The following is a 22,152-nucleotide window of genomic DNA, read 5'->3' as shown; positions in this document are numbered from 1 at the left end:
AAGATACCCTGATACGGGTTTCTCCTAGGGACTCATCGATTGTGCCATAGGGCACCGATAGCGCCGTATTGTGGCGGCCTCCTATGCCGGGTCAGTGACGAATGTTGCAAAGGTGCTACAGCCACAGGCCTTTAGAATCGGCGGCTTCTGTCCTCAACGATGCAGGCCCATCTCAACCATGGAGCCGCGCACAAGCGCATGACCCAGTTCGCCAAGGAAACATTGCCGATCAGCCTCGAAGAGGAGATGCGGCGTTCATATCTCGATTACGCGATGAGCGTGATCGTGGGGCGCGCCCTGCCCGATGCACGGGACGGCCTCAAGCCCGTGCACCGGCGCGTGCTGTTCGCCATGCACGAACTCAACAACGATTGGAACCGGCCTTACAAGAAGTCCGCCCGTATCGTTGGCGATGTGATCGGTAAATACCACCCGCACGGTGACACTGCGGTGTACGACACCATCGTCCGCTTGGCGCAGGACTTTTCCATGCGCCATATGCTGGTCGACGGCCAAGGCAATTTCGGTTCGGTGGACGGCGACAACGCCGCAGCCATGCGTTACACCGAAATCCGCCTGGACAAAATCGCCCACGAAATGCTGGCCGATATCGACAAGGAAACCGTCGATTTCGGGCCCAACTATGACGGCTCGGAAAAAGAACCCCTGGTTCTGCCCAACCGCATTCCGAATTTGCTGGTCAATGGCTCGACCGGTATTGCCGTGGGCATGGCCACCAATATTCCGCCGCACAACCTCAACGAGGTGGTGGATGCCTGCCTGCACACGCTGAAAAACCCGGAAGCGACCATCGACGAGCTGATGGAGATCATTCCGGCGCCCGACTTCCCGACCGCCGGCATCATCTACGGTCTGTCCGGCGCTCGCGACGGCTACCGCACCGGCCGCGGCAAGGTGGTGATGCGCGCCAAGGTCCACTTCGAAGACATCGACCGCGGCAACCGCCAGGCCATCATCGTTGACGAGATCCCGTATCAAGTTAACAAGAAGACCCTGCTCGAGCGCATTGCCGAGCTGGTGCACGAAAAGAAGATCGAAGGCATCAGCCACATCCAGGACGAGAGCGACAAGTCCGGCATGCGCGTGGTGATCGAGCTCAAGCGCGGTGAAGTGCCCGAAGTGGTGCTGAACAATCTGTACAAGCAGACGCAGCTGCAAGACACCTTCGGCATGAATATGGTGGCGCTGATCGACGGTCAGCCCAAGCTGTGCAATCTGAAGGACCTGATCACGGTCTTCCTGGAGCACCGCCGCGAAGTCGTCACCCGCCGCACCATCTTCAGCCTGCGCAAGGCGCGTGAGCGCGGCCATGTGCTGGAAGGCCTGGCCGTGGCTCTGGCCAATATCGATGAGTTCATCGAGACCATCAAGACCTCGCCGACGCCGCCGGTCGCCAAGGCGGCGCTGATGGCCAAGAGCTGGGATTCCTCGCTGGTGCGCGAGATGCTGTCGCGTGCCGAGGGCGACACGCCCGGCGGCCGCAACGCCTTCCGCCCCGAGGGCCTGCCGACCATGTATGGCATGCAGGATGACGGCCTGTACCGCCTCTCGGACGACCAAGCCAGCGAAATTCTGCAGATGCGTCTGCAGCGCCTGACCGGCCTCGAGCAGGACAAGATCGTCGGCGAATACAAGGATGTGATGGCCCAGATCGCCGATCTGCTGGACATCCTGGCCAAGCCCGCCCGCGTCACCGCCATCATCAGCGAAGAGCTGGTTCAGGTCCGCCAGGAGTTCGGCCAGACCAAGGTCGGCGCACGTCGCAGCACCATCGAGCACAACGCCCAGGAACTGGGCACGGAAGACCTGATCACACCCACCGACATGGTGGTGACGCTCTCGCACACCGGCTACATCAAGAGCCAGGCTCTGAGCGAATACCGCGCGCAAAAGCGCGGCGGTCGCGGCAAGCAGGCCACGCAGACCAAGGATGACGACTGGATCGACCAGCTCTTCATCGCCAACACCCACGACTGGATCCTGTGCTTCAGCAACCGCGGCCGCGTCTACTGGCTCAAGGTCTGGGAAGTGCCGCAGGGCTCGCGCGCCTCGCGCGGCAAGCCCATCGTCAACATGTTCCCGCTACAGCAGGACGAAAAGATCACCGTGGTGCTGCCGCTGACCGGTGAGTTCCGGGTCTTCCCCGAAGATCACTTCATCTTCATGGCCACGGCCATGGGGACGGTCAAGAAGACCTCGTTGAAGGACTTCAGCAACCCGCGCAAGGCCGGCATCATCGCCGTGGACCTGGACGAAGGCGACCACCTGATCGGCGCCGCGCTGACCGACGGCAAGCACGATGTGATGCTGTTCAGCGATGGCGGCAAGGCCGTGCGCTTTGACGAAGACGATGTGCGCCCGATGGGCCGCACCGCCCGCGGCGTACGCGGCATGATGCTGGAACCCGAGCAGCGCCTGATCGCCATGCTGGTGGCCGAAGACGAAAACCAGAGCGTGCTGACCGCCACCGAAAACGGCTACGGCAAGCGCACCGCCATCGTCGAATACACCCGCCATGGCCGCGGCACCAAGGGCATGATCGCGATCCAGCAAAGCGAGCGCAATGGCCGTGTGGTGGCCGCCACCCTGGTGCGCCCGGACGACGAAATCATGCTGATCACCGACCGCGGCGTGCTGGTGCGCACCCGGGTGTCGGAGATCCGTGAACTGGGCCGCGCCACGCAAGGTGTGACCCTGATTGCCCTGGACGACGGCAGCAAGCTCTCCGGCTTGCAGCGCATCGTGGAAAACGATGCAGTTGACAACAGCAACTCCGATGCCAGCTCCAACCCCGAAGACGGCGACTCCACCGGCGCCGACGACGCCGCCGCCAGCGACGACTCCACCAAGGAATAAGCTTGAACTCCAAGTCCATCAAGACCCTGAAGGCCATCCAGGCCGTGGCTGCCGCAGCCGCTCTGCTCGTCGGCACCGGCCTGAGCCACGCGCAAAGCGCGCCGGCAGCGGCCTCGTCGCCCGCCAAGAAGGAGCTGATTGCCAAGTTGCTGCAAGTGCAGCAACCCGGCATCGAGAACCTGTCCCGCGCGGTGCTGCAAGGCCCGCTGGGCAATCTGATGCAAGGCGCCGGTGCCGCCCTGCAGCAACTGCCGCCCGAAAAGCGCGAAGCGACCGCCAAGTCGATCGAAGCCGAAGTCAAGAAGTTTGCCGAGGAGAACGGCCCGATGCTGCGTGACCGCGCCATCAAGCTGGCCCCCAGCACCATCGGCACCATGCTGGACGAACGCTTCACGGAAGACGAACTCAAGCAGCTGCTGGCCTGGCTGGAGTCCCCCGTGAACAAGAAGTTCAGCCAGATGGGCGGCGAAATGCAAAAAGCGCTGACCGAAAAGCTGATGGCCGATACCGGCAACACGCTGGACACCCGCTACAAAGCCTTGCAGCAAAGCGTGGCCAAGCAGTTGGGTATTCCGGCCCGACCCGCTTCGGCACCGACCGCGCCAGCACCGAAGAAGTAATCAAGCTGGCTGGCAAGGCCGCCAAGGTCCGACGCAATAGGCGCATCAGCGCGCCCGACGCCGGCCTTGGCAAAAGGCCAACTGGCCCCGCCGCGCCAACTCCGCCACCCGATTTCGCTGTTGTTGACCCGACCAGGCCTGATCCGATGAGCTCCCGCCCGTTCAATTTTTCCGCCGGCCCGGCCGCCCTGCCCGAAGCCGTGCTGCAGCAAGTGGCCGGCGAGATGCTGGACTGGCACGGCTCCGGCATGAGCGTGATGGAGATGAGTCATCGCGGCCGCGAGTTCACCGAGATCGCCGAGACCGCGGAGCGCGATCTGCGCGAACTGCTGCAAGTCCCCAGCCACTTCCGCATCCTGTTCATGCAAGGCGGCGGCCTGGCCGAGAACGCCATCGTGCCCATGAATCTGGCCGGTCGCCAGGGCCTGGGCAAGGTGGACGCGGTGGTCAGCGGCTCCTGGTCCAAGAAAAGCGCCCAGGAAGCGCGGCGTTATGCCGATGTGCAGATTGCTGCCGACAGCGGCCCGGGCGGCTACCGCAGCCTGCCCTCACCCGGCAGCTGGCAGTTGCGCCGCGATGCGGCCTATGTGCACATCTGCTCCAACGAAACGATTGACGGGCTGGAGTTCCACGAGCTCCCCGATCTGCGTGCGCTCGGCAGCGAGGCGCCGCTGGTGGTCGATTGCTCCTCCCATGTGCTCTCGCGGGCCATCGACTGGTCACGCGTGGGCCTGGCCTTTGCCGGCGCGCAGAAGAACATCGGTCCGGCCGGCCTGACCCTGGTGTTTGTGCGCGAAGACCTGCTGGGCCATGCCATGGCCATCTGCCCCTCGGCCTTCGATTACAAGACCGTGGCCGAGGCGAACTCCATGTACAACACGCCGCCGACCTTTGGCATCTACGTGGCGGGCCTGGTGTTCCAGTGGCTCAAGGCCTTCCGCCACGGCGAGCTGAGCGGCGTGGCTGCCATCGAACAGCGCAATATCGAGAAGGCCGCCCTGCTCTACGCAGCGCTCGATGCCTCTTCGGTGTTTGAAAACCGCGTGGCGGCCGAGTGCCGCTCGCGCATGAATGTCCCGTTTTACCTGCGCGGCGCGTACGACACGCCGCAGCTGAACGAATCCTTCCTGAACGGTGCGAAGGCGCGAAACCTGCTGCAACTCAAAGGCCACAAGTCGGTGGGCGGCATGCGGGCATCGATTTACAACGCCATGCCCCTGGAGGGCGTGCAAGCCCTGGTGGCTTACCTGAAGGATTTCGAGGCTCAATATGGCTGATACGGACGGCAGCACCCCGCTGCCCGAACTGGGCACCCTGCGTCAGCAGATCGACGCGCTGGACCAGCAACTGCTGGACCTGCTGAACCGCCGCGCCCGCGTGGCTGAGCAGGTCGGCGAGGTCAAGCGCCGCGAAGGCTCGCCCTTCTTCCGCCCCGACCGTGTGGCGCAGGTGATCGAGAAGATCCGCCAGGCCAACCGCGGCCCACTGAAAGACGAGCATGTCAGCGCCATCTGGCGCGAGATCATGTCGGCCTGCCTGGCCCTGGAATCACCGCAGCGCGTGGCCGTGCTGGGGCCGTTTGGCACCTTCTGCGAACAGGCCGCCATCGAGTACTTCGGCGGCGCGGCCGACCTGATCTACTGCAACAGCTTCGACGAAGTCTTCCATGCCACCGCCTCGGGCAGCGCCCAGTACGGCGTGGTCGGCGTGGAGAACATGACCGAGGGCGTGGTCACCCGCTCGTTGGACCTGTTCCTGCACACCCCCACCCATGTGGTCGGCGAGGTCAGCCTGCTGATCCGCCACAACCTGCTGCGCAAGGACAACAGCCTGCAGGGCATCGAGGCTGTGCTGGCCCATCCGCAAGCCCTAGCCCAATGCCAGAACTGGCTGAACAAGCACCTGCCGAACGCCGAGCGCCGCGCCGTCTCCAGCAATGCCGAAGGCGCCCGCCTCGCGGCCGCCAACCCGGCCTATGCCGCCATCGCCAGCGAGCGCGCCTCCGCCCTGTTTGGCCTGCACATCGTGGCCCATGCGGTGCAGGATGAGGCCTACAACCGCACCCGCTTTGCCGTCATCACCCTGCCGCAGACCATGGCCACGCCGCCGGCCACCGGCCGCGACTGCACCAGCCTGATCGTCTCGGTGCCCAACCGCCCTGGCGCCATGCACGACCTGCTGGTGCCGCTGAAGACCCACGGCGTGTCGATGACACGCCTGGAATCGCGCCCGGCCCGCACCGGCCAGTGGGACTACTACTTCTACATCGATCTCGACGGCCACCCGTCCGAGCCCCATGTGGCCGCGGCTCTGACCGAGCTGCGCGAGTCCTGCGCCTTCTTCAAGGTCATCGGCGCCTACCCCTTGAAGGCCTGAGGGAGCCAGCACCCATGTTCAACCAACTCGGCGTGATCGGCTGCGGCCTGATGGGCGGCTCGTTTGCCCTGGCCATGAAAAAAGCCGGCCTGGTCAAACATGTGGTGGGCTACAGCAAATCGCCCTCCACCACCGAGATGGCCAAGCGCCTGGGCGTGATCGACCAGGTGGCCGAGTCGGCCCTGCTGGCCGTCTCGGGCGCCGACATCGTGCTGCTGGCCGTGCCGGTCTCGGCCACCGAGACCACCCTCAAAGCCATCCGCCATCTGATCAGCCCCAAGGTCTTGCTGATGGATGTGGGCTCGACCAAATGCGATGTGGTCAGCGCCGCGCAGCAAGCCCTGGGCAAGCACATCGATTCCTTTGTGCCGGCCCACCCGATCACCGGCAAGGAATCGGGCGGGGTGCAGAACGCCGACGCCAATCTGTACCAGGACTGCCAGGTCATCCTGACGCCGCTGCCGCAAACCCGGCCGGCCCTGGTGCAAAAAGCCACCGATGTCTGGTCGGCCCTGGGTGCGCAGGTGCTCAAGATGACGCCGCAGAACCACGACGCGGCCTTCGCTGCCGTCAGCCATCTGCCGCATCTGCTGGCTTTCGCCTTTTTCCAGTCGGTGGCGGCCCAACCGGCCGGCCGCGACTACCTCAGCCTGGCTGGCCCAGGCTTCCGCGATTTCACCCGCATCGCCGCCAGCGAACCCACGGTCTGGCGCGACATCCTCATGGCCAACAAGGCCGAGGTGCTGGTGCAATCGCAGCGCTTCCGTCAGGCGCTCGACGCGCTGGAAGCGCTGCTCAAGAATGATGACGCCGCCGCGTTGGAGGCCCGCATCCGACTGATTTCGGATGCCCGCAGCCAGTGGCAGCTGGCCGCGCCGCGTGTACCTAAATAGCGCCCAAGTAGTGCCCAAGTAATCGGCCGGCCCGCGCCGCGGGCGGCACCACCGCTTTTCTCGTCCGTCCGCCATGTACAAGATCCCTTTCCTCGACCTGCCGCCACTGCGCAGTGCCGCCGGCACCGTGCGCCTGCCGGGCTCCAAGAGCATCTCCAACCGCGTGCTGCTGCTGGCCGGCCTGTCCGAGGGCACAACCGAAGTCCACGACCTGCTGGACAGCGACGACACCGCCGTCATGCTCGATTCGCTCAAGGCCCTGGGCTGCCGCCTGGAAACCTCGGACCACGGCGTGCTACAGGTCACCGGCATCGGTGGCCAGTTGAAGGTCGACGCTGCCCAGCTCTTCCTCGGCAATGCCGGCACCGCCATGCGGCCGCTGACCGCCGCCCTGGCCCTGCTGGCCGCCACGCAAGGCGGCAGCTTCGAGCTGAGCGGCGTGGCGCGCATGCACGAGCGCCCGATCGGCGACCTGGTCGATGCCCTGCGTGCGCGCGGCTGCCAGATCGAATGCCTGGGCCAGGAAGGCTATCCGCCGCTGCGCCTGAGCGGGCCTTCGGCCCTGGACTTCAGCGCGCCGGTGCAGGTGCGCGGTGATGTGTCCAGCCAGTTCCTGACCGCCCTGCTGCTGGCCCTGCCCCTGGTGGCACAGCAGCAGCCCATCGTCATCGAGGTGCTGGGCGAGCTGATCTCCAAGCCCTACATCCACATCACGCTGGAACTGCTCAAGCGCTTCGGCATCGCCGTCGAGCGCGAGGGCTGGCAGCGCTTCACGATCCCCGCCGGCAGCCGCTATCGCTCGCCCGGCGCGGTGCATGTCGAAGGCGATGCGTCCTCGGCCTCCTACTTTGTGGCGCTTGGGGCTTTGGCCGCCACCGAGGCGCCGCTGCGCATCGAAGGCGTGGGCAGTGCCTCGCTGCAAGGTGATGTGCGCTTTGTCGAGGCGGCGCAAGCCATGGGTGCGCGCGTGGAAGCCGGACCCAATTGGCTGGAAGTGCGCCGCGGCAGCTGGCCGCTGCGCGGCATCGAGCTGGACTGCAACCACATCCCCGACGCGGCCATGACCCTGGCGGTGATGGCGCTCTACGCCGACTCGCCGACCACCCTGCGCAATATCGCCAGCTGGCGGGTCAAGGAAACCGACCGCATCGCCGCCATGGCCGCCGAGCTGCGCAAGCTGGGCGCCACAGTGGAAGAAGGCCCGGACTGGCTGCGCGTGCACCCGCTGCAGAGCTGGCAGGCCGCCGCCATCCACACCTACGACGACCACCGCGTGGCCATGTGCTTTTCGCTGGCCGCCTTCAACGGCCTGGTGGTCGGCAAGACCACGCCCTCGGTGCCGGTGCGCATTCTGGAGCCGCATTGCGTGGCCAAAACTTTTCCGGACTATTTCGAAACTCTGTTCAGCGTGGCCAAGGCGCGCAGCAAGGACATCCCGGTCATCTGCATAGACGGCCCCACCGCCTCGGGCAAGGGCACGCTGGCCGACGAGGTGGCGCAGGCTCTGGGCTATGTGGTGCTGGACTCAGGCATGCTCTACCGCGCCAGCGGCCTGGCCGCCCAGCGGGCCGGCGCCGATCTGGACGACGGCCAGGCTGTAGCCGCCATCGCCGCACGCCTGGACCTGCACTTCAGCCGTGGGCGCGTGCTGCTGGGCGACGACGACATCACCGACGCCCTGCGCCTGGAAACCACCGGTCTGCTCGCCTCCAAGGTGGCAGCGCACTCCGAGGTGCGCCACGCCCTGCATCAGCTGCAGCTGGACTACCGCCGCCTGCCCGGCCTGGTGGCCGATGGCCGCGACATGGGCACGGCCATCTTCCCCGACGCACCGCTCAAGGTTTTCCTGACCGCCAGCGCCGCCACACGGGCCGAGCGGCGCTACAAGCAATTGATTTCCAAGGGGATTTCGGCTAGCATCGCGGGCTTGCGTCAAGATTTGGAGGCGCGTGACTTGCAGGACAAATCCCGCAAGGCCTCGCCTTTAGCCCCTGCCGCAGATGCGCGCGAGCTCGACAACTCCGCCCTGTCCATTGAGGAATCAAAGGATCTGGTGCTGGATTGGTGGGCCCAAGCGGGGTCGTTTGCAGACCAGCGTTGATCCGCAAACGACTCATGTCCACGCCGGACCGGTCTTCCCTTCCGAACGTCAGTTCATCAAGACCGGTCTTGTCTACAACCTAACCCGCGAAGCCGCAAGGCCTAGCACCCATCGTCCGCCGGTCAAACGCCTTGATCCGCTGGCACAGGAAACACCATGTCCCAAACCCAAACCGCATCTTTCGGCGAATCGTTCGCCTCCATGTTCGAGGAATCGCTGCAGCGCTCTGACCTGCGCGCCGGCGAAGTCATCTCCGCCGAAGTGGTGCGTGTGGAACACAGCTTTGTGGTTGTGAACGCAGGCCTCAAGTCCGAAGCTTACGTGCCCATCGAAGAATTCAAGAACGACCAGGGCGAGCTGGAAGTTCAAATCGGCGACTTCGTCTCCGTGGCGATCGACGCCATCGAAAACGGCTACGGCGACACCATCCTGTCGCGCGACAAGGCCAAGCGTCTGGCCTCGTGGCTGTCGCTGGAAACCGCACTGGAGTCGGGCGACTTCGTGACCGGTACCGTGTCGGGCAAGGTCAAGGGCGGCCTGACCGTGCTGGTCAACGGCATCCGCGCCTTCCTGCCGGGTTCCCTGCTGGACACCCGTCCGGTCAAGGACATGAGCCCGTACGAAGGCAAGACCATGGAGTTCAAGGTCATCAAGCTGGACCGCAAGCGCAACAACGTCGTGCTGTCGCGCCGTGCTGTGGTCGAAGCTTCGATGGGCGAAGAGCGCGCCAAGCTGCTTGAAACGCTGGCCGAAGGCGCCATCGTTCAGGGCGTGGTCAAGAACATCACCGAATACGGTGCCTTCGTGGACCTGGGCGGTATCGACGGCCTGCTGCACATCACCGACATGGCATGGCGCCGTGTCCGTCACCCGAGCGAAGTGGTCACCGTCGGTCAGGAACTGACCGCCAAGATCCTGAAGTTCGATGCTGAGAAGAACCGCGTTTCGCTGGGTCTGAAGCAGCTGGGCGACGATCCGTGGTTCGGCGTGGCTCGCCGCTACCCGACCAGCACCCGCCTGTTCGGCAAGATCACCAACATCGCTGACTACGGCGCGTTCGTGGAAATCGAGCCGGGCATCGAAGGTCTGGTGCACGTGTCCGAAATGGACTGGACCAACAAGAACATTGCGCCTTCGAAGCTGGTCACCCTGGGTGATGAAGTCGAAGTCATGGTCCTGGAAATCGACGAAGACAAGCGTCGCATCTCCCTGGGCATGAAGCAGTGCAAGGCCAATCCTTGGGAAGATTTCGCTGAAACCGTCAAGCGCGGCGACCGCGTCAAGGGTCCGGTCAAGTCGATCACCGACTTCGGCGTGTTCGTGGGCCTGGCCCAAGGCATCGACGGTCTGGTGCACCTGTCCGACCTGTCGTGGAACGAAACCGGCGAAGCTGCTGTGCGCAACTTCAAGAAGGGCCAGGAAGTCGAAGCCCTGGTGCTGGCCGTGGACGTCGAGCGCGAGCGCATCTCCCTGGGCATCAAGCAGCTGGACAGCGACCCGTTCACGACCTACACCACGGTCAATGACCGCGGCCAGATCGTGACCGGCAAGGTCAAGACTGTGGACGCCCGTGGCGCCGAGATCGAACTGGCTGACGAAGTGCTGGGCTACCTGCGCGCTTCCGAAATCAGCCGCGACCGCGTCGAAGACGCCCGCAATGTGCTGAAGGAAGGCGACGAAGTCTCCGCCCTGATCATCAATGTGGATCGCAAGACCCGCAACATCCAGCTGTCGGTCAAGGCCAAGGACAACGCCGACAACCAAGAAGCCATGCAGCGCCTGTCGGCCTCGGCCGAGCGTGAAAACGCCGGCACGACCAGCCTTGGCGCCCTGCTGCGCGCCAAGCTGGACAACCAGGGCTGAGACCGGACATGAGTCCCGGAAGGGACTCATGCCTGTCGAAGGCCAATTCGCAATACCAGCGAAATGGCTGAGCTCGCACGCAAACTCCGGAAGGAGTTTGTGGCTAGCGAAGGCCAAGTCGCAATACCAGCTACTTGGCTGAGACTGCAAAGCCTCAACATCCCAAAGGCCCGCCCTCCGCAAGGAGTGCGGGCCTTTTTTATGAGAACCCCTGTGCCCACTGGACCCCGCATCCCATGACCCGATCCGACCTCGTTGCCCTGCTGGCCGACCGCTTTGGCCAGCTGACCCAGCGCGACACCGAGTTCGCCGTCAAGACCATTCTGGACGCAATGTCCGACGCCCTGGCGCGCGGCCACCGCATCGAGATTCGCGGCTTCGGCAGCTTCCAGGTCAACCGCCGTCCGCCCCGCATGGGCCGCAACCCACGCAGCGGTGAGCAGGTGCTGATCCCCGAAAAGCTGGTGCCGCATTTCAAGCCCGGCAAGGCCTTGCGCGAGGCGGTGGACGCCAACAGCTCGGCAGCCGCCGACTACGCCGCAGCCGCCAAGGTCTGAGTACCCCATGGACCTGCGGCGGGCGCCCTCTCGCGCCGCCACAGTGTCTCGCGCCAGCAGCGTGGCAGCCCGCGGCCACGCACTAGAATCATCGCTCCATGCGAATCCTTGTCTGGCTCCTGCGGGCCTTCCTCTTCTTCACGCTTTTCGCCTTCGCGCTGAACAACAGCCAGGAGAGCGTCGTGCGCTGGTTCTTCGGCCACGAATGGCGTGCCCCTCTGGTGATCATCGTGCTGCTGGCTTTTGGCCTCGGCTGCGCCGTGGGTGTGTTGGCCATGGTGCCGGCCTGGTGGAAGCACCGCCGCGTGGCCAAGCGCATCGCTCCAAACCCCGATGGCAGCACCCCGCCGGCCAGCGCTGCCCCCAACGACCCTTTGAACGGCCCCGCCCTGCACGATGGAATTTGACTTTCGCTGGCTTCTTTGGGTCCTGCCGATCGCCTTCGCGCTGGGTTGGCTGGCCTCCAAACTGGACACCCGCCAGTGGAAACGTGAGCAGCGCGACGCGCCCAAGGCCTATTTCAAAGGCCTGAATCTGCTGCTGAACGAGCAGCAGGACAAAGCCATCGACGCCTTCATCGAGGCCGTCCAGAACGACCCCGACACCACCGAGCTGCACTTCGCCCTGGGCAATCTGTTCCGCCGCCGCGGCGAGTACGAGCGCGCGGTGCGCGTGCACCAGCACCTCTTGCAACGCGGCGACCTGCCGCGGGCCGAGCGCGAACGCGCGCAGTCGGCCCTGGCGCAGGATTTCTTCAAAGCCGGCTTGTTCGACCGCGCCGAGGCGGCCTACCTCGCCCTGCGCGGCACGCCCTACGAAAACGAGGCGCAGCTGGCCCTGCTCTCGCTGTTCGAGCGCTCGCGCGACTGGCGCCGTGCCGTCGAGGTGGCGCGTGAGCTGGAGCGCAGCGGCACCGCCTCCTTCTCCGCTCGGATTGCCCATTACCTCTGCGAACTGGCCCTGGCCGCGCAGGCCCAGCAAGACCTGCTTGAAGCCGGTCGCCTGCTCGATGAAGCACGCCAGCAATCCCCGCAGTCGGCACGCGCCCATGTGCTGCGCGGCCAGATGCTGGCCCGCGCCGGCCAGCACGAAGCCGCCATGGCCGCCTATGCCGAGCTGCTGACGCTCAACCCCGAGGCCTTCAATCTCGTGGCACGGGACTACGCCGATGCGGCCCTGGCCCAGGGCCAGCCGGACACGCGCTCACGCGCGCTGGCGGCGCTGAGCGCCCAGTACCAGCGGGCGCCCGGCATGCATCTGCTGGCGGCCATCGCCAAGCTGGACCCTGATGGCCCGGCCCAGCGCCAGCGCCTGCAAGAGCATCTGCGCGAGCAAGGCAATCTCTCGGCCGCGCGCGGCCTGCTGCAACAATCCCACAGCCAGCTCAGCGAGGACGAAGCCCAGCTCGTCAACACCGCGCTGGAGCGCGCCGCGCGCCCCTTGCAGCGCTACCGCTGTGCCGCCTGCGGCTTTGAAGCCCAGCACTACTTCTGGCAATGCCCGGGCTGCCTCAATTGGGACACCTACCCGCCGCGCCACGTCGAAGAGTTATGACCCACCCCCTACCGGCTTCGCCGGCCCCCTCAAGGGGGCGCACCCGACGGCCCGGCCAAGCCGGTTCCGTGGGTGCCGCTCGGGAATACAGAAGAGTTGCAAAGTCGCTCCAATGAGAATCGTCATCTGCATGAAATGGGGCACCAAGTACGGCCCCGAATACGTCAACCGGCTCTACGCCATGGTGCGGCGCCACCTCAAGGGCGAATTCAACTTCGTCTGCCTGACGGACCGCAGCGAAGGCATCCGCGCCGAGGTGCAATGCCTACCCATCCCAGAGCTGACACTGCCCAATGGCGAGCCCGAGCGCGGCTGGAAGAAGCTGACCACCTTCGAGGCTGACCTGCATGGGCTCAAGGGCACGGCCCTGTTCCTCGACCTCGATGTGGTGATCGTCGATGACATCACGCCCTTCTTCGAGGTGCCGGGCGAGTTCCTGATCATCCACGACTGGAAGCGCCCCTGGCGCATCACCGGCAACTCCTCGGTCTACCGCTTCGAGCTGGGCGCGCATGCCGATGTGCTGCAGCAGTTCCGCGAGAACCAGGCTCAAGCCAAGGCCGATTTCCGCAACGAACAAGCCTTCTTGACTGCCGTTCTGCACAAGCAGGGCAAGGTCCGCTACTGGGATGCCAGCTGGTGTGCCAGCTACAAATACCACTGCATCCCCTTCTGGCCGAGCAGCTACTGGCGCGAGCCCTTCATCCCGCACGGCGCGCGCATCCTGATCTTCCACGGCGTGATGAACCCGCCGGACGCCCTGGAAGGCCGCACCAATGGCAACTGGCGCCACGCCAAGCCAGCGCCCTGGATCGCCCAGCATTGGCGGGAATGAGCAGCCTGGAATGGATGGGCTTGGCCGTTGGCCTGAGCCTGCTGCTGGCTCTGGGCCTGGCGCTGCGCGAACTGCTGCGCGTGCTGCGCGCCCAGGCACCGCTGCAGGTGCGGCAGCAACTGATTGGCGCGGACGCACAGCCCTCGCGAGCGCGCATCCCCAAGATCATCTGGACCTACTGGAACGAGGACCAGCCTCCACCTTTGATCCAGCAGTGCCTGGCCAACTGGCAGCGCCTGGCGCCCGACCATGAGTTGCGCCTGCTGAAGCGATCCACGCTGGAGCGCTGGTTTCCGGCCTCGGCGCTGGGCGCCTGCTTTGATGCCCTGCCCGCCTACCGCCAGGCAGACTGGCTGCGCATCCAGTTGCTGGCCCGCCATGGCGGCATCTGGATGGATGCCTCCACACTGCTGAGCCAGAACCTGGATTGGGTGCACCAAGCTCAACAAGCGCAGCAATCCGAGTTCGTCGGTTTCTACATCGATCGATACAGCAACCGCCCCGAGCTGCCTTTGATCGAAAACTGGTTCCTGGCGGCCGTGCCCGGCAGCGGCTTTGCCAAAGCCTGGGCACAAGCCCTGGACCATGCCTTGCAGATCGGTGCCGAATCCTTGCTGCAATCGCTGCAAGACCAGGGACGCTTCGAACGTGTGGTGCAAGACCTGACCCCTGACTTTCAGCGCTACTTGCTGATGCACGTGGCCGTGGCGGACTTGCTGGACCGTGAGCCGCAGCGCTTCCGCCTCGCCCTGCTGCGCGCCGAGGATTCGGCCTACGCCCTGCATGCAGCCCTGGGTTGGCGCAAGCGTCATCTCTACGCCCGCCTGGCCCTGACCCCCTGCCCCGCCCGACTCCCTGCCTTGATCAAGCTTCGCGGCCCTGACCGCCGGGTTCTCGAACAAGGCTTGGCGCGACGACCTGTCCTGCCCTCCAGCGCCCTGGCGCAGCTGATGCCAGCGAGCCCACCATGAACCCGGCTCAATCCACACCCAGTTCCGGCACAAATCCCTGGCTCAGCATCCTGATCCCGGTCTACAACGTCCAGGCCTACCTCGGCGAGTGCCTGAACTCGGTGCTCTCGCAAGAACTGAACGGGGTTGAAATCCTGCTGCTCGATGACGCCTCCAGCGACGGCTCGGCGCAATTGATGGAAGCGCTGGCGGCGCAATCGCCTCATCCGCTGCGCCTGCTCCGCCATGAGCGCAACCGCGGCCTCAGCGCCGCACGCAACAGCTTGCTCGAAGCCAGCCAGGGAGCCTACCTTTGGTTCCTCGATTCCGACGACCTGCTGATGCCCGGGGCGCTCGCGGCATTGGCCGGCCAGATTCGCGAACTGCAAAGCCCGGATCTGGTTCTGGTCGATTTCCGGGTGCTGCGCGAACGGGAACGGCTCAAGCACCGCTTGCGCGGTGAATTGCACCGCCGGACTTTCGCAGGCACTCCCGCCCAGCGACTGCAAGACCGTGGCGCCTTGCTCGAAGGGGTATTCCGCCAAGGTTTGCTACACAGCTGGAGCAAGATCGCGAAGCGCGAGATCTGGGGCAGCGATCTCCGTTTCCCCGAAGGCCGCTACTTTGAAGACATGTACACCACGCCTGAGCTGCTGCTGCGCTGCCGCAGCTACAGCCACCTGCCACGGGTGTGCGTCGCCTATCGACAACGCGAAGGCAGCATCCTGGCCAGCATGAACACCCGCAAGGTGCAGGACATGATGGGCGCCCTGGTCGGCCTGCCCCAACGCTTGCGTGCTGCAGGCGTGCACCACGAAGGCGGCGAACAGGCCCTGGCACAGTACGCCGCACGAACCTTTGTCACGGCCTGCCGTTTTGCACAGCGCAGCCGTGAGCTCAGCGACGAGGCACGCTCACAGCTGTTGCGTGACTATCGGGCCGATTTCGAGCGCAGTTCGCCGCTGGCGCCGCAGCAGCTGCTGCGCGCCTGCTGGCGGCGCGGCTGGTTCTGGCGAGGCCTGCGGCTGGCCCACTGGTTGCGGCAGGCCGGCGCCCGCTTCACCGGCTGAGCGGCGCCGCCAAGCTGCGAAACAGCGCGGCATAGCGTTGCCGCATCAAATCCAGGCCATGCTCCTGCAAGGCCCGCTCTCGTGCGGCCCGACCGAGGCGGGCGCCGAAGTCCTCGTCTTCCAGCACCTTTTGCAAGGCATCGGCCAGAGCCTGGGCATCGTTCTCAGGCACCAAGAGCCCCGTGTGCCCTGACTGCAAAACCTCGCTGACACCGGCCACATCAGAGGCGACGCAGGCGCAGCCTGCAGCCATGCCCTCCACCAGAGCCAGTGGCATGCCTTCGTAATGCGTGGCAAGCACACAGATGCGCTGGCTCATCAGCAGTTCCGGCATGCCCGCGTGATGCCCGAGAAATTGCACCTGATCACGCAAACCCAGGCGCGCTGCCTCGGCCTCGGCACGGCGTCGATAGCCGGGCTTGCCGCTGCCGGCCAGCAGCAGCGAGGGACGCAAGCCACGCGCCTTCAAAAGCGCCAGAGCCCGCAAGAGCGTCAGGTGATCTTTCTGACGCGCGAAGCGCGCCGACATGACAATGCCCGGCTGCCGCTGTGCCCAATCGCGTTCGCCCGCCGAAGCGAAGGGCGCGAGATTCACCCCGTTGGGAATGGCCTGGGTTTTTTCAGCTGGCATGCCGAGCTTCAAGAGCTGCTGCCGCACGCCCTCGGAGACGCCGACCAAGCGCGCGCTGTGCAGGCTCAGGCGACGCGCTTGCCAGAGCTTCCAGGGGCTGTAACGCTCGCGTGAGTTGTGCTCCACCTGAACCAGCACGGGCACCCTCGCCCACCAGCCTGCCCAGCGGCCGAGCAGATGCTCGGGGAAACCATGCGCGACCAGCAGATGTGGCTGCCAGCGCTGGCACACACGCCACAACGCCCACAAGGTCGCGAGATGCGACCAGCCCGGCACCAGTTCCACATCCAGCCCCCGATCTCGCAGCGCCTGAACCCGGGCCGCTTCGGTGCTGCGCTTGCTGCGCAAGACCAGCAAGGTCTGCATTCCGGCTTCCTGCGCGCCCGAGGCCGCCAGATCCACGGCCACCTGCGTGGCGCCTGAGAAACCGCCGGTGACGAAATGAAGCACGCGCAAGGGTGAACTGGTCGACGCTGGGCCTGTGGCGGATGCGGAACGGGGGGAATCGGTCATGCCCGGCAGTATAGGAACAGCGGCGACAATCCGAGGCTATGACCGCGCCTGTTCCCGAGCCCTCCTCCAGCACGCCGCCCGTTGAACCCGGCGACCTCGCCCCACAAACCGATCGTGAGATCGCGAAACGCCTGCGTCAGTTCGTGCGGCCCTACCGCGGCGGCCTGGCGCTGACCATCCTGGCCTATATCGGCGCTGCGGCCACCGAACCGCTGATTCCGCAGCTGATCAAGTACGTGTTCGGCGATGGTTTTGCCCGGGATGCCTTCAGCGTCTGGTGGGTGCCGGTGACGCTGATCGGCCTGTTCGCGGTGCGCGGCCTGTTTGGCTTCCTCGGCCAGTATCTGTTTCACTGGACGCTGAGCCGCAGCGTCATGGATTTCCGCGCCGCCCTGCTGGAGGCCTTGCTCAAGGCCGATGCGCGCGTCTTCACCAGCCTGCAGCCGGGCACGGCGGTGACCAAGGTGGTCAACGATCCGCAGCAGATCCTCTCGCTGCTGGGCAATACCTTGATCACCGTGCTGCGCGACGGCCTGCCGGCCCTGGCCATGCTGGGCACCCTGCTCTACATGAACTGGCAGCTGACCCTGCTGGCCATGGTGGTGACGCCGCTGATGGCCGTGGTGGTGAAGAAGGTCAACCAGCGCGTGCGCGCCATGTCCAGCCGCAGCTACGAGGCCCAGCTGCAGCTGGTCAACAAGGTCGACGACATCACCCGCGCCTGGCGCGTGGTGCGCAGCTTCGATGCGGTCGAGCATGAGCGCAAGAGCTTTGCCGATCGCGCGCGCGAACTGCAGCGCAGCAGCCTCAAGGCGGTGGCCGCCGGCGCTTTGAGCCAGCCGCTGTCGCAGCTGATCGCCAGCGTCGGCCTGTCCCTGATCATCTGCGTGGCCCTGTTGCAGGCGCGCCAAGCCAACACCGGCGTGGGTGAGTTTGCCGCCTTCGTCACCGCCTTGCTGCTGCTGACCTCGCGCCTGCGCCACCTCAGCGATCTGGCCCAGCCCATCACCAATGCCCTGGTGATCGCGCGCGGCTGCCTGGAGCTGCTGGACATGCCAGCCGAGCCCGACCGTGGCCAGCGTGAGCTGCAGCAATGCCGCGGCGAGCTGCAGTTGAGCGAGGTGCGCTTGCAATACCCGGGCAGCGAGCGCCCCGCGCTGGACGGGCTGAACCTGCACTTCTCACCGGGCCAGACCACCGCCCTGGTCGGATCCTCCGGCGCGGGCAAGAGCTCCATCATCCACCTGCTCCTGGGCTTTGGCACGCCCGACCAGGGTCAGGTCTTGCTCGACGGCGTGGACATCGCCGAGCTCAAGCGGGCCCATCTGCGCCGCCAGTTCGCCGTGGTGTCGCAAGACATCGTGCTGTTTGATGCCTCGGTGGCCGAGAACATTGCCTACGCCCAGCCGCGCGACCCGGCGCGGCTGGAGCAAGCCCTGCGCGCCGCCCATCTGTGGGACTTTGTGCAGCAGCTGCCCGAAGGCCTGGACACCCTCATCGGTGCCAACGGCAGCAAGCTCTCCGGCGGCCAGCGGCAGCGCCTGGCGATCGCCCGCGCGCTCTACCGCGACGCGCCGATCTGGGTCTTCGACGAAGCCACCTCGGCCCTGGACACTGAGAGCGAACGCGCCGTGCAGCAGGCGCTGGAGATGTGGCAGGGCCGCAAGACCCTGATCGTGATCGCCCACCGCCTGTCCACCATCCGCAGCGCCGACCAGATCCATGTCATGAGCCAGGGTCGCGTCAGCGAATCGGGCAGCCACGCCGAGCTGCTGGCCCGCGACGGCGCCTATGCCGCCATGGTGCGGGCACAGAACGGCGAGTGAACCCCGGGGTGAGGCGCGAGCACGAGATGACGCCGATGGACGCCGCCCCCTCTCGCCGCCAGCTGCTGATGTGCGGCCTGGCTGCGGCCTGCCTGGCGAGGCCACCCCTGGCCAGCGCCCAGAGCGATCCCAGCCCCAAGCCGCTGGAACTCAACACCGCCAGCCGCGCCCAGCTGGAATCGCTGCGCGGCCTGGGCCCGGCCCTGGTCGAGCGGCTGCTGCACGCGCGCCAGCAGCAGGCCTTTGAAGGATGGGCCGACCTGCGCCAACGCGTGCGTGGCATCGGCCCGGCTCTGGCCCAGCAGCTGTCGGAGCAAGGCCTGCGCGTCGCAGGCCAGGCCTGGCTGGACCGCGAGCCCGCGGTCAGCACGAGTGCTCCCTGAGCGAGCTGTTGTGTCAGTCCCGACACAAACTGACTGAACCACCGACAAACGACGGCGCTCCAATGGCCTGCAGGCAGCCCCCGCTGCCCGGCCGAGCCCCAGGGTGCATGCCCCGGCAGCTCCGCCACGCCCACGCCTTGCTGCAGGAGTTTCCGTCATGTCGCGTCATCCTTCGCCCTCACCGCTCATCACCGCCGCCCACGCCCCCCGCGAGGATCACGACCTCGGCCTGTCACACGATCTGGCCCGCCTCGAAGCCGGTCGCCTGCAGCGCCGCCAGGCCCTGGCCTGGTTCGCCGCGGTGGCGGGCTCGGCCAGCAGCCTGGGCCTGGTGGCCTGCGGAGGCGGTGGCGGCTCGGACGGCCGCAGTGCCAGCTCCAGCAGCGGCAGTGGAAGTTCGGGTGGCAGCAAAGGCAGCGGCAGCAACAACAGCGCCTGCCCCCTGATTCCCGAGGAAACGGCCGGCCCCTATCCGGGCGACGGCTCCAACAGCGCCAATGGCAGCATCGCCAATGCGCTCGCCCTGAGCGGCATCGTGCGGCGCGACATTCGCAGCAGCATCGCCGGCGCCAGCGGGCTGGCTGGCGGCGTGCCGCTGACGCTGACCCTGCGCCTGCAAAACAGCAACAGCAGTAGCTGCGCCGATCTGTCGGGTTATGCCGTCTACCTCTGGCACTGCGATCGCGAAGGCCGCTACTCCATGTACTCCAGCGGCGTCACAGACCAGAACTATCTGCGCGGCGTGCAAAGCAGCGGCAGCGACGGCCTGGTGGTCTTCGACACCATCTTCCCCGGCTGCTACGACGGTCGCATGCCGCATATGCATTTTGAGGTCTACCGCAGCCAGGCCCTGGCCAGCGGCTATGCCAACAAGCTGCGCACCTCGCAGATCGCCTTCCCCGAGGCGATCTGCCAGCAGGTCTACAGCAGCGCCACCGGTTACAACGCCAGCAGCAGCAACTTCGCCCGCATCAGCTTTGCCACCGACAACGTCTTCAGCGACGGCGTCAGCACCGAGCTGGCCAGCGTCAGCGGCAGCCTCAGCCAGGGCTATGCCGCGACCCTGAACGTCGGCGTGGGCGCATGAAGCGGGCGGCTGGGGTAGGCTCGGCAGCACCTGTGACGCCCGAGGAGCCGGTGATGGACTGCCTGGTGGTCGATGACGACCAAGAGATTCGCCTCAGCCTGCAAAGCTATCTGCAGCGCTTCGACATCCGCGCCCAGACGGCCGCCGATGGTGTGGAGATGCGCCGCCTGATCGCCAGCCAGCATTTCGATGTCGTCATCCTCGATCTGATGCTGCCGGGCGAGGGCGGACTGAGCTTGTGCCAATGGCTGCAGCAGCGCGGCGGGCCGCCGGTCATCATGCTGACCGCTCACGGTGACCCGATCAACCGGGTGCTGGGCCTGGAGATGGGCGCCGACGATTACCTGGGCAAGCCCTTCGAGCCGCGCGAGCTGGTGGCCCGCATCCACGCCCTGATGCGTCGCATCAAGAAAGCCGGTGCGCCCGAGGACGTTCAGGGCGCCCGCCTGGGTTCGGCCCGCCTGCTGCAGTTCGAGGGCTGGCGTTTCGACCGCATGCTGCGCCAGCTGATCTCGCCGGAGGACGTGGTGATGGCCCTGTCACAGGCCGAATTCCGCATGCTCAGCGCCCTGGTCGAGCGGCCCGGCCGCGTGCTCAGCCGCGAGCAGCTGATCGAGCTGACCCGCGCGCCCGGCGTGGACGTCAACGACCGCAGCGTGGACCTGAGCATCTCGCGCCTGCGCCAGAAGCTGGGCGACTCCTCGCGCGAGCCTCGCCTGATCCGCACCCTGCGCGGCGAGGGCTACCTCTTCGATGCCACACCGCAGGTGCTGAAAGGTGGCACCGCATGAGCTGGGCGCAGCGCGCCTCGGCAGCGCTGTTCAAGGACAGCCTGGCCAAGCGGCTCTTCCTGCTGCTCTGGCTGAGCCTGGTGCTGAGCCATGTGCTGGCCTTTGCCACGGTGCGCTGGCTGCACTTCTCCGACGCCCCGCCACCTGGTTTGCAGCCAGCCGAGGGCCCAGGAGCTCACCCGCCGCCACCACCACCGCATCGAGCGGCAGGCCCGGAGGCCGGCCCGGGCGAACCAGGGCGCCTGCCCACCTTTCCTTCCCTGCCGCCCACGCGCGGCCTGCAGATGCTGGAGCAACCCTCCGGCCCGCCGCGCGGCGCGGGGCCTGGCGGCCCTCGCCCGCCCGGCCTGAATGCCGCGCAAACCGCGCTGGACTACGGCGTGCGCCTGCTGGTCATGGCGCTGGCTGCCTGGCTGGGATCGCGTTGGCTGGCACAGCCCATGCGGCGGCTGATGCAGGCCTCAGCCGGCCTCGGCGACGCGGTCAAGGGCCGCGCGCCCCTGCCTCAGCTGGATGAAGGCAGCGGCACCTTCGAAGTGCGTGAAGCAGCGCGGCTCTTCAACCAGATGGCCCGGCAGATGCGCCAGCAGTTCAACGAGCGCGGCCTGCTGGTGGCGGCCATCTCGCATGATTTGCGCACGCCGCTGACCCGCTTGCGCATGCGCCTGGAAACCTTGAGCCTGGAAGAAGGCCCGCGTCGCGCGGCGGTGGGCGATATCGTCGAGATGAGCGCCATGATCGACTCGGTACTGGAGCTGTTCCAGGGCGATGGCCTGGCCTCGACCGAGGCGGCGCAGATCCAGGACCTGAGCGCCCTGCTGACCGCCCTCAGCGACGACCTCAGCGAGCAAGGCCATGCCGTGCACTGCAGCGGCCCGCCGGCCCGGGTGCGGGCCCAGCCCAGTGCGCTGCGCCGTGTGTTCGGCAATTTGCTGGGCAATGCGATCCGCTACGGCGGCAGTGCCGAGGTCAGCGTGGTGCTGGAGGACGAGCGCGTGCGGGTGCGTATCGAGGACGCGGGGCCTGGCATCCCGGCCGACCAGTTGGAGGCGGTGTTCCAGCCCTTCTACCGGCTGGAATCCTCCCGCAACCGCCACACCGGCGGCACGGGGCTGGGGCTGTACATCGCGCGAGATTTGATCGAGCGCCAGGGAGGTCGGCTGCAACTGAGCAACCGCGCTGAAGGCGGGCTGTGTGCCGAAGTTGAGCTGCCTCTGGCTTGAGC

At 66.2% G+C, this 22,152-nt stretch carries 19 protein-coding genes; 18 read left to right on the top strand and 1 reads right to left on the bottom strand.

Annotated features, from left to right (window positions below):
• The first annotated feature begins 198 nt into the window (after positions 1–198).
• From gyrA to OOB33_RS14905, 13 genes are all read left to right on the top strand, one after another.
• Positions 199–2,877: a DNA gyrase subunit A gene (gyrA, locus tag OOB33_RS14965; protein WP_102770446.1), complete on the top strand. Its 2,679-nt coding sequence runs from the start codon at positions 199–201 to the stop codon at positions 2,875–2,877.
• Positions 2,878–2,879: 2 nt separating this feature from the next.
• Complete coding sequence (locus OOB33_RS14960; protein ID WP_223696556.1) at positions 2,880–3,497, top strand: DUF2059 domain-containing protein; 618 nt, start codon at positions 2,880–2,882, stop codon at positions 3,495–3,497.
• 146 nt (positions 3,498–3,643) lie between these two features.
• On the top strand, positions 3,644–4,774 hold the full coding sequence (gene serC / locus OOB33_RS14955; RefSeq protein WP_271009254.1) for a 3-phosphoserine/phosphohydroxythreonine transaminase: 1,131 nt from the start codon (positions 3,644–3,646) through the stop codon (positions 4,772–4,774).
• Positions 4,767–5,873 (top strand): prephenate dehydratase, encoded by a 1,107-nt coding sequence (gene pheA, locus OOB33_RS14950; protein WP_171826111.1) that lies wholly within the window; start codon positions 4,767–4,769, stop codon positions 5,871–5,873. The genes serC and pheA overlap by 8 nt, the downstream gene beginning before the upstream one ends.
• A gap of 14 nt (positions 5,874–5,887) precedes the next feature.
• Positions 5,888–6,766, top strand: a complete 879-nt coding sequence (locus OOB33_RS14945; RefSeq protein ID WP_271009253.1) for a prephenate dehydrogenase — start codon at positions 5,888–5,890, stop codon at positions 6,764–6,766.
• A 73-nt stretch (positions 6,767–6,839) separates the two neighbouring features.
• The gene (locus tag OOB33_RS14940; RefSeq protein ID WP_271009252.1) at positions 6,840–8,867 is read left to right on the top strand and encodes a bifunctional 3-phosphoshikimate 1-carboxyvinyltransferase/cytidylate kinase; all 2,028 of its coding nucleotides are present in this window, start codon (positions 6,840–6,842) and stop codon (positions 8,865–8,867) included.
• A 156-nt stretch (positions 8,868–9,023) separates the two neighbouring features.
• Positions 9,024–10,730, top strand: a complete 1,707-nt coding sequence (gene rpsA / locus OOB33_RS14935; protein WP_102770221.1) for a 30S ribosomal protein S1 — start codon at positions 9,024–9,026, stop codon at positions 10,728–10,730.
• Positions 10,731–10,966: 236 nt separating this feature from the next.
• Positions 10,967–11,287, top strand: coding sequence for an integration host factor subunit beta (locus OOB33_RS14930; protein ID WP_102770220.1), 321 nt, complete (start codon positions 10,967–10,969; stop codon positions 11,285–11,287).
• Positions 11,288–11,385: 98 nt separating this feature from the next.
• Complete coding sequence (locus OOB33_RS14925; RefSeq protein WP_102770219.1) at positions 11,386–11,694, top strand: LapA family protein; 309 nt, start codon at positions 11,386–11,388, stop codon at positions 11,692–11,694.
• Complete coding sequence (gene lapB / locus OOB33_RS14920) at positions 11,684–12,841, top strand: lipopolysaccharide assembly protein LapB (RefSeq protein ID WP_102770218.1); 1,158 nt, start codon at positions 11,684–11,686, stop codon at positions 12,839–12,841. The genes OOB33_RS14925 and lapB overlap by 11 nt, the downstream gene beginning before the upstream one ends.
• Before the next feature lie 112 nt (positions 12,842–12,953).
• Positions 12,954–13,676 (top strand): glycosyltransferase, encoded by a 723-nt coding sequence (locus tag OOB33_RS14915; RefSeq protein WP_333780332.1) that lies wholly within the window; start codon positions 12,954–12,956, stop codon positions 13,674–13,676.
• Positions 13,673–14,647 carry a glycosyltransferase family 32 protein gene (locus OOB33_RS14910; RefSeq protein WP_271009250.1) on the top strand — a complete coding sequence of 325 codons (975 nt, stop codon included), beginning with the start codon at positions 13,673–13,675 and terminating at the stop codon, positions 14,645–14,647. Before OOB33_RS14915 ends, OOB33_RS14910 begins: the two co-directional genes overlap by 4 nt.
• Positions 14,644–15,696 carry a glycosyltransferase family 2 protein gene (locus tag OOB33_RS14905; protein ID WP_271009249.1) on the top strand — a complete coding sequence of 351 codons (1,053 nt, stop codon included), beginning with the start codon at positions 14,644–14,646 and terminating at the stop codon, positions 15,694–15,696. The genes OOB33_RS14910 and OOB33_RS14905 overlap by 4 nt, the downstream gene beginning before the upstream one ends.
• On the opposite strand, the gene OOB33_RS14900 is transcribed toward OOB33_RS14905, so the two are convergent.
• A complete protein-coding gene (locus OOB33_RS14900) occupies positions 15,686–16,840 on the bottom strand; it encodes a glycosyltransferase (RefSeq protein ID WP_271009248.1) in 1,155 nt (384 codons plus the stop codon). The genes OOB33_RS14905 and OOB33_RS14900 overlap by 11 nt on opposite strands.
• 38 nt (positions 16,841–16,878) lie before the next feature.
• On the opposite strand from OOB33_RS14900, the gene msbA reads away from it, so the two are divergent.
• From msbA to OOB33_RS14875, 5 genes are all read left to right on the top strand, one after another.
• Positions 16,879–18,666: a lipid A export permease/ATP-binding protein MsbA gene (gene msbA, locus OOB33_RS14895; protein ID WP_271009247.1), complete on the top strand. Its 1,788-nt coding sequence runs from the start codon at positions 16,879–16,881 to the stop codon at positions 18,664–18,666.
• Positions 18,667–18,701: 35 nt separating this feature from the next.
• Positions 18,702–19,049: a ComEA family DNA-binding protein gene (locus tag OOB33_RS14890; protein WP_271009246.1), complete on the top strand. Its 348-nt coding sequence runs from the start codon at positions 18,702–18,704 to the stop codon at positions 19,047–19,049.
• A 157-nt stretch (positions 19,050–19,206) separates the two neighbouring features.
• On the top strand, positions 19,207–20,136 hold the full coding sequence (locus OOB33_RS14885) for an intradiol ring-cleavage dioxygenase (protein WP_271009245.1): 930 nt from the start codon (positions 19,207–19,209) through the stop codon (positions 20,134–20,136).
• A gap of 53 nt (positions 20,137–20,189) precedes the next feature.
• Positions 20,190–20,927 carry a response regulator gene (locus OOB33_RS14880; protein WP_271009244.1) on the top strand — a complete coding sequence of 246 codons (738 nt, stop codon included), beginning with the start codon at positions 20,190–20,192 and terminating at the stop codon, positions 20,925–20,927.
• Complete coding sequence (locus OOB33_RS14875) at positions 20,924–22,150, top strand: ATP-binding protein (protein ID WP_271009243.1); 1,227 nt, start codon at positions 20,924–20,926, stop codon at positions 22,148–22,150. Before OOB33_RS14880 ends, OOB33_RS14875 begins: the two co-directional genes overlap by 4 nt.
• Positions 22,151–22,152 lie beyond the last annotated feature (2 nt).

Origin of the sequence: Paucibacter sp. B51 (assembly GCF_027863535.1) — a bacterium.
Taxonomy (GTDB): Bacteria; Pseudomonadota; Gammaproteobacteria; order Burkholderiales; family Burkholderiaceae_C; genus Paucibacter_A; species Paucibacter_A aquatilis.
This window is presented reverse-complemented; position numbering and strand designations above follow the sequence as displayed.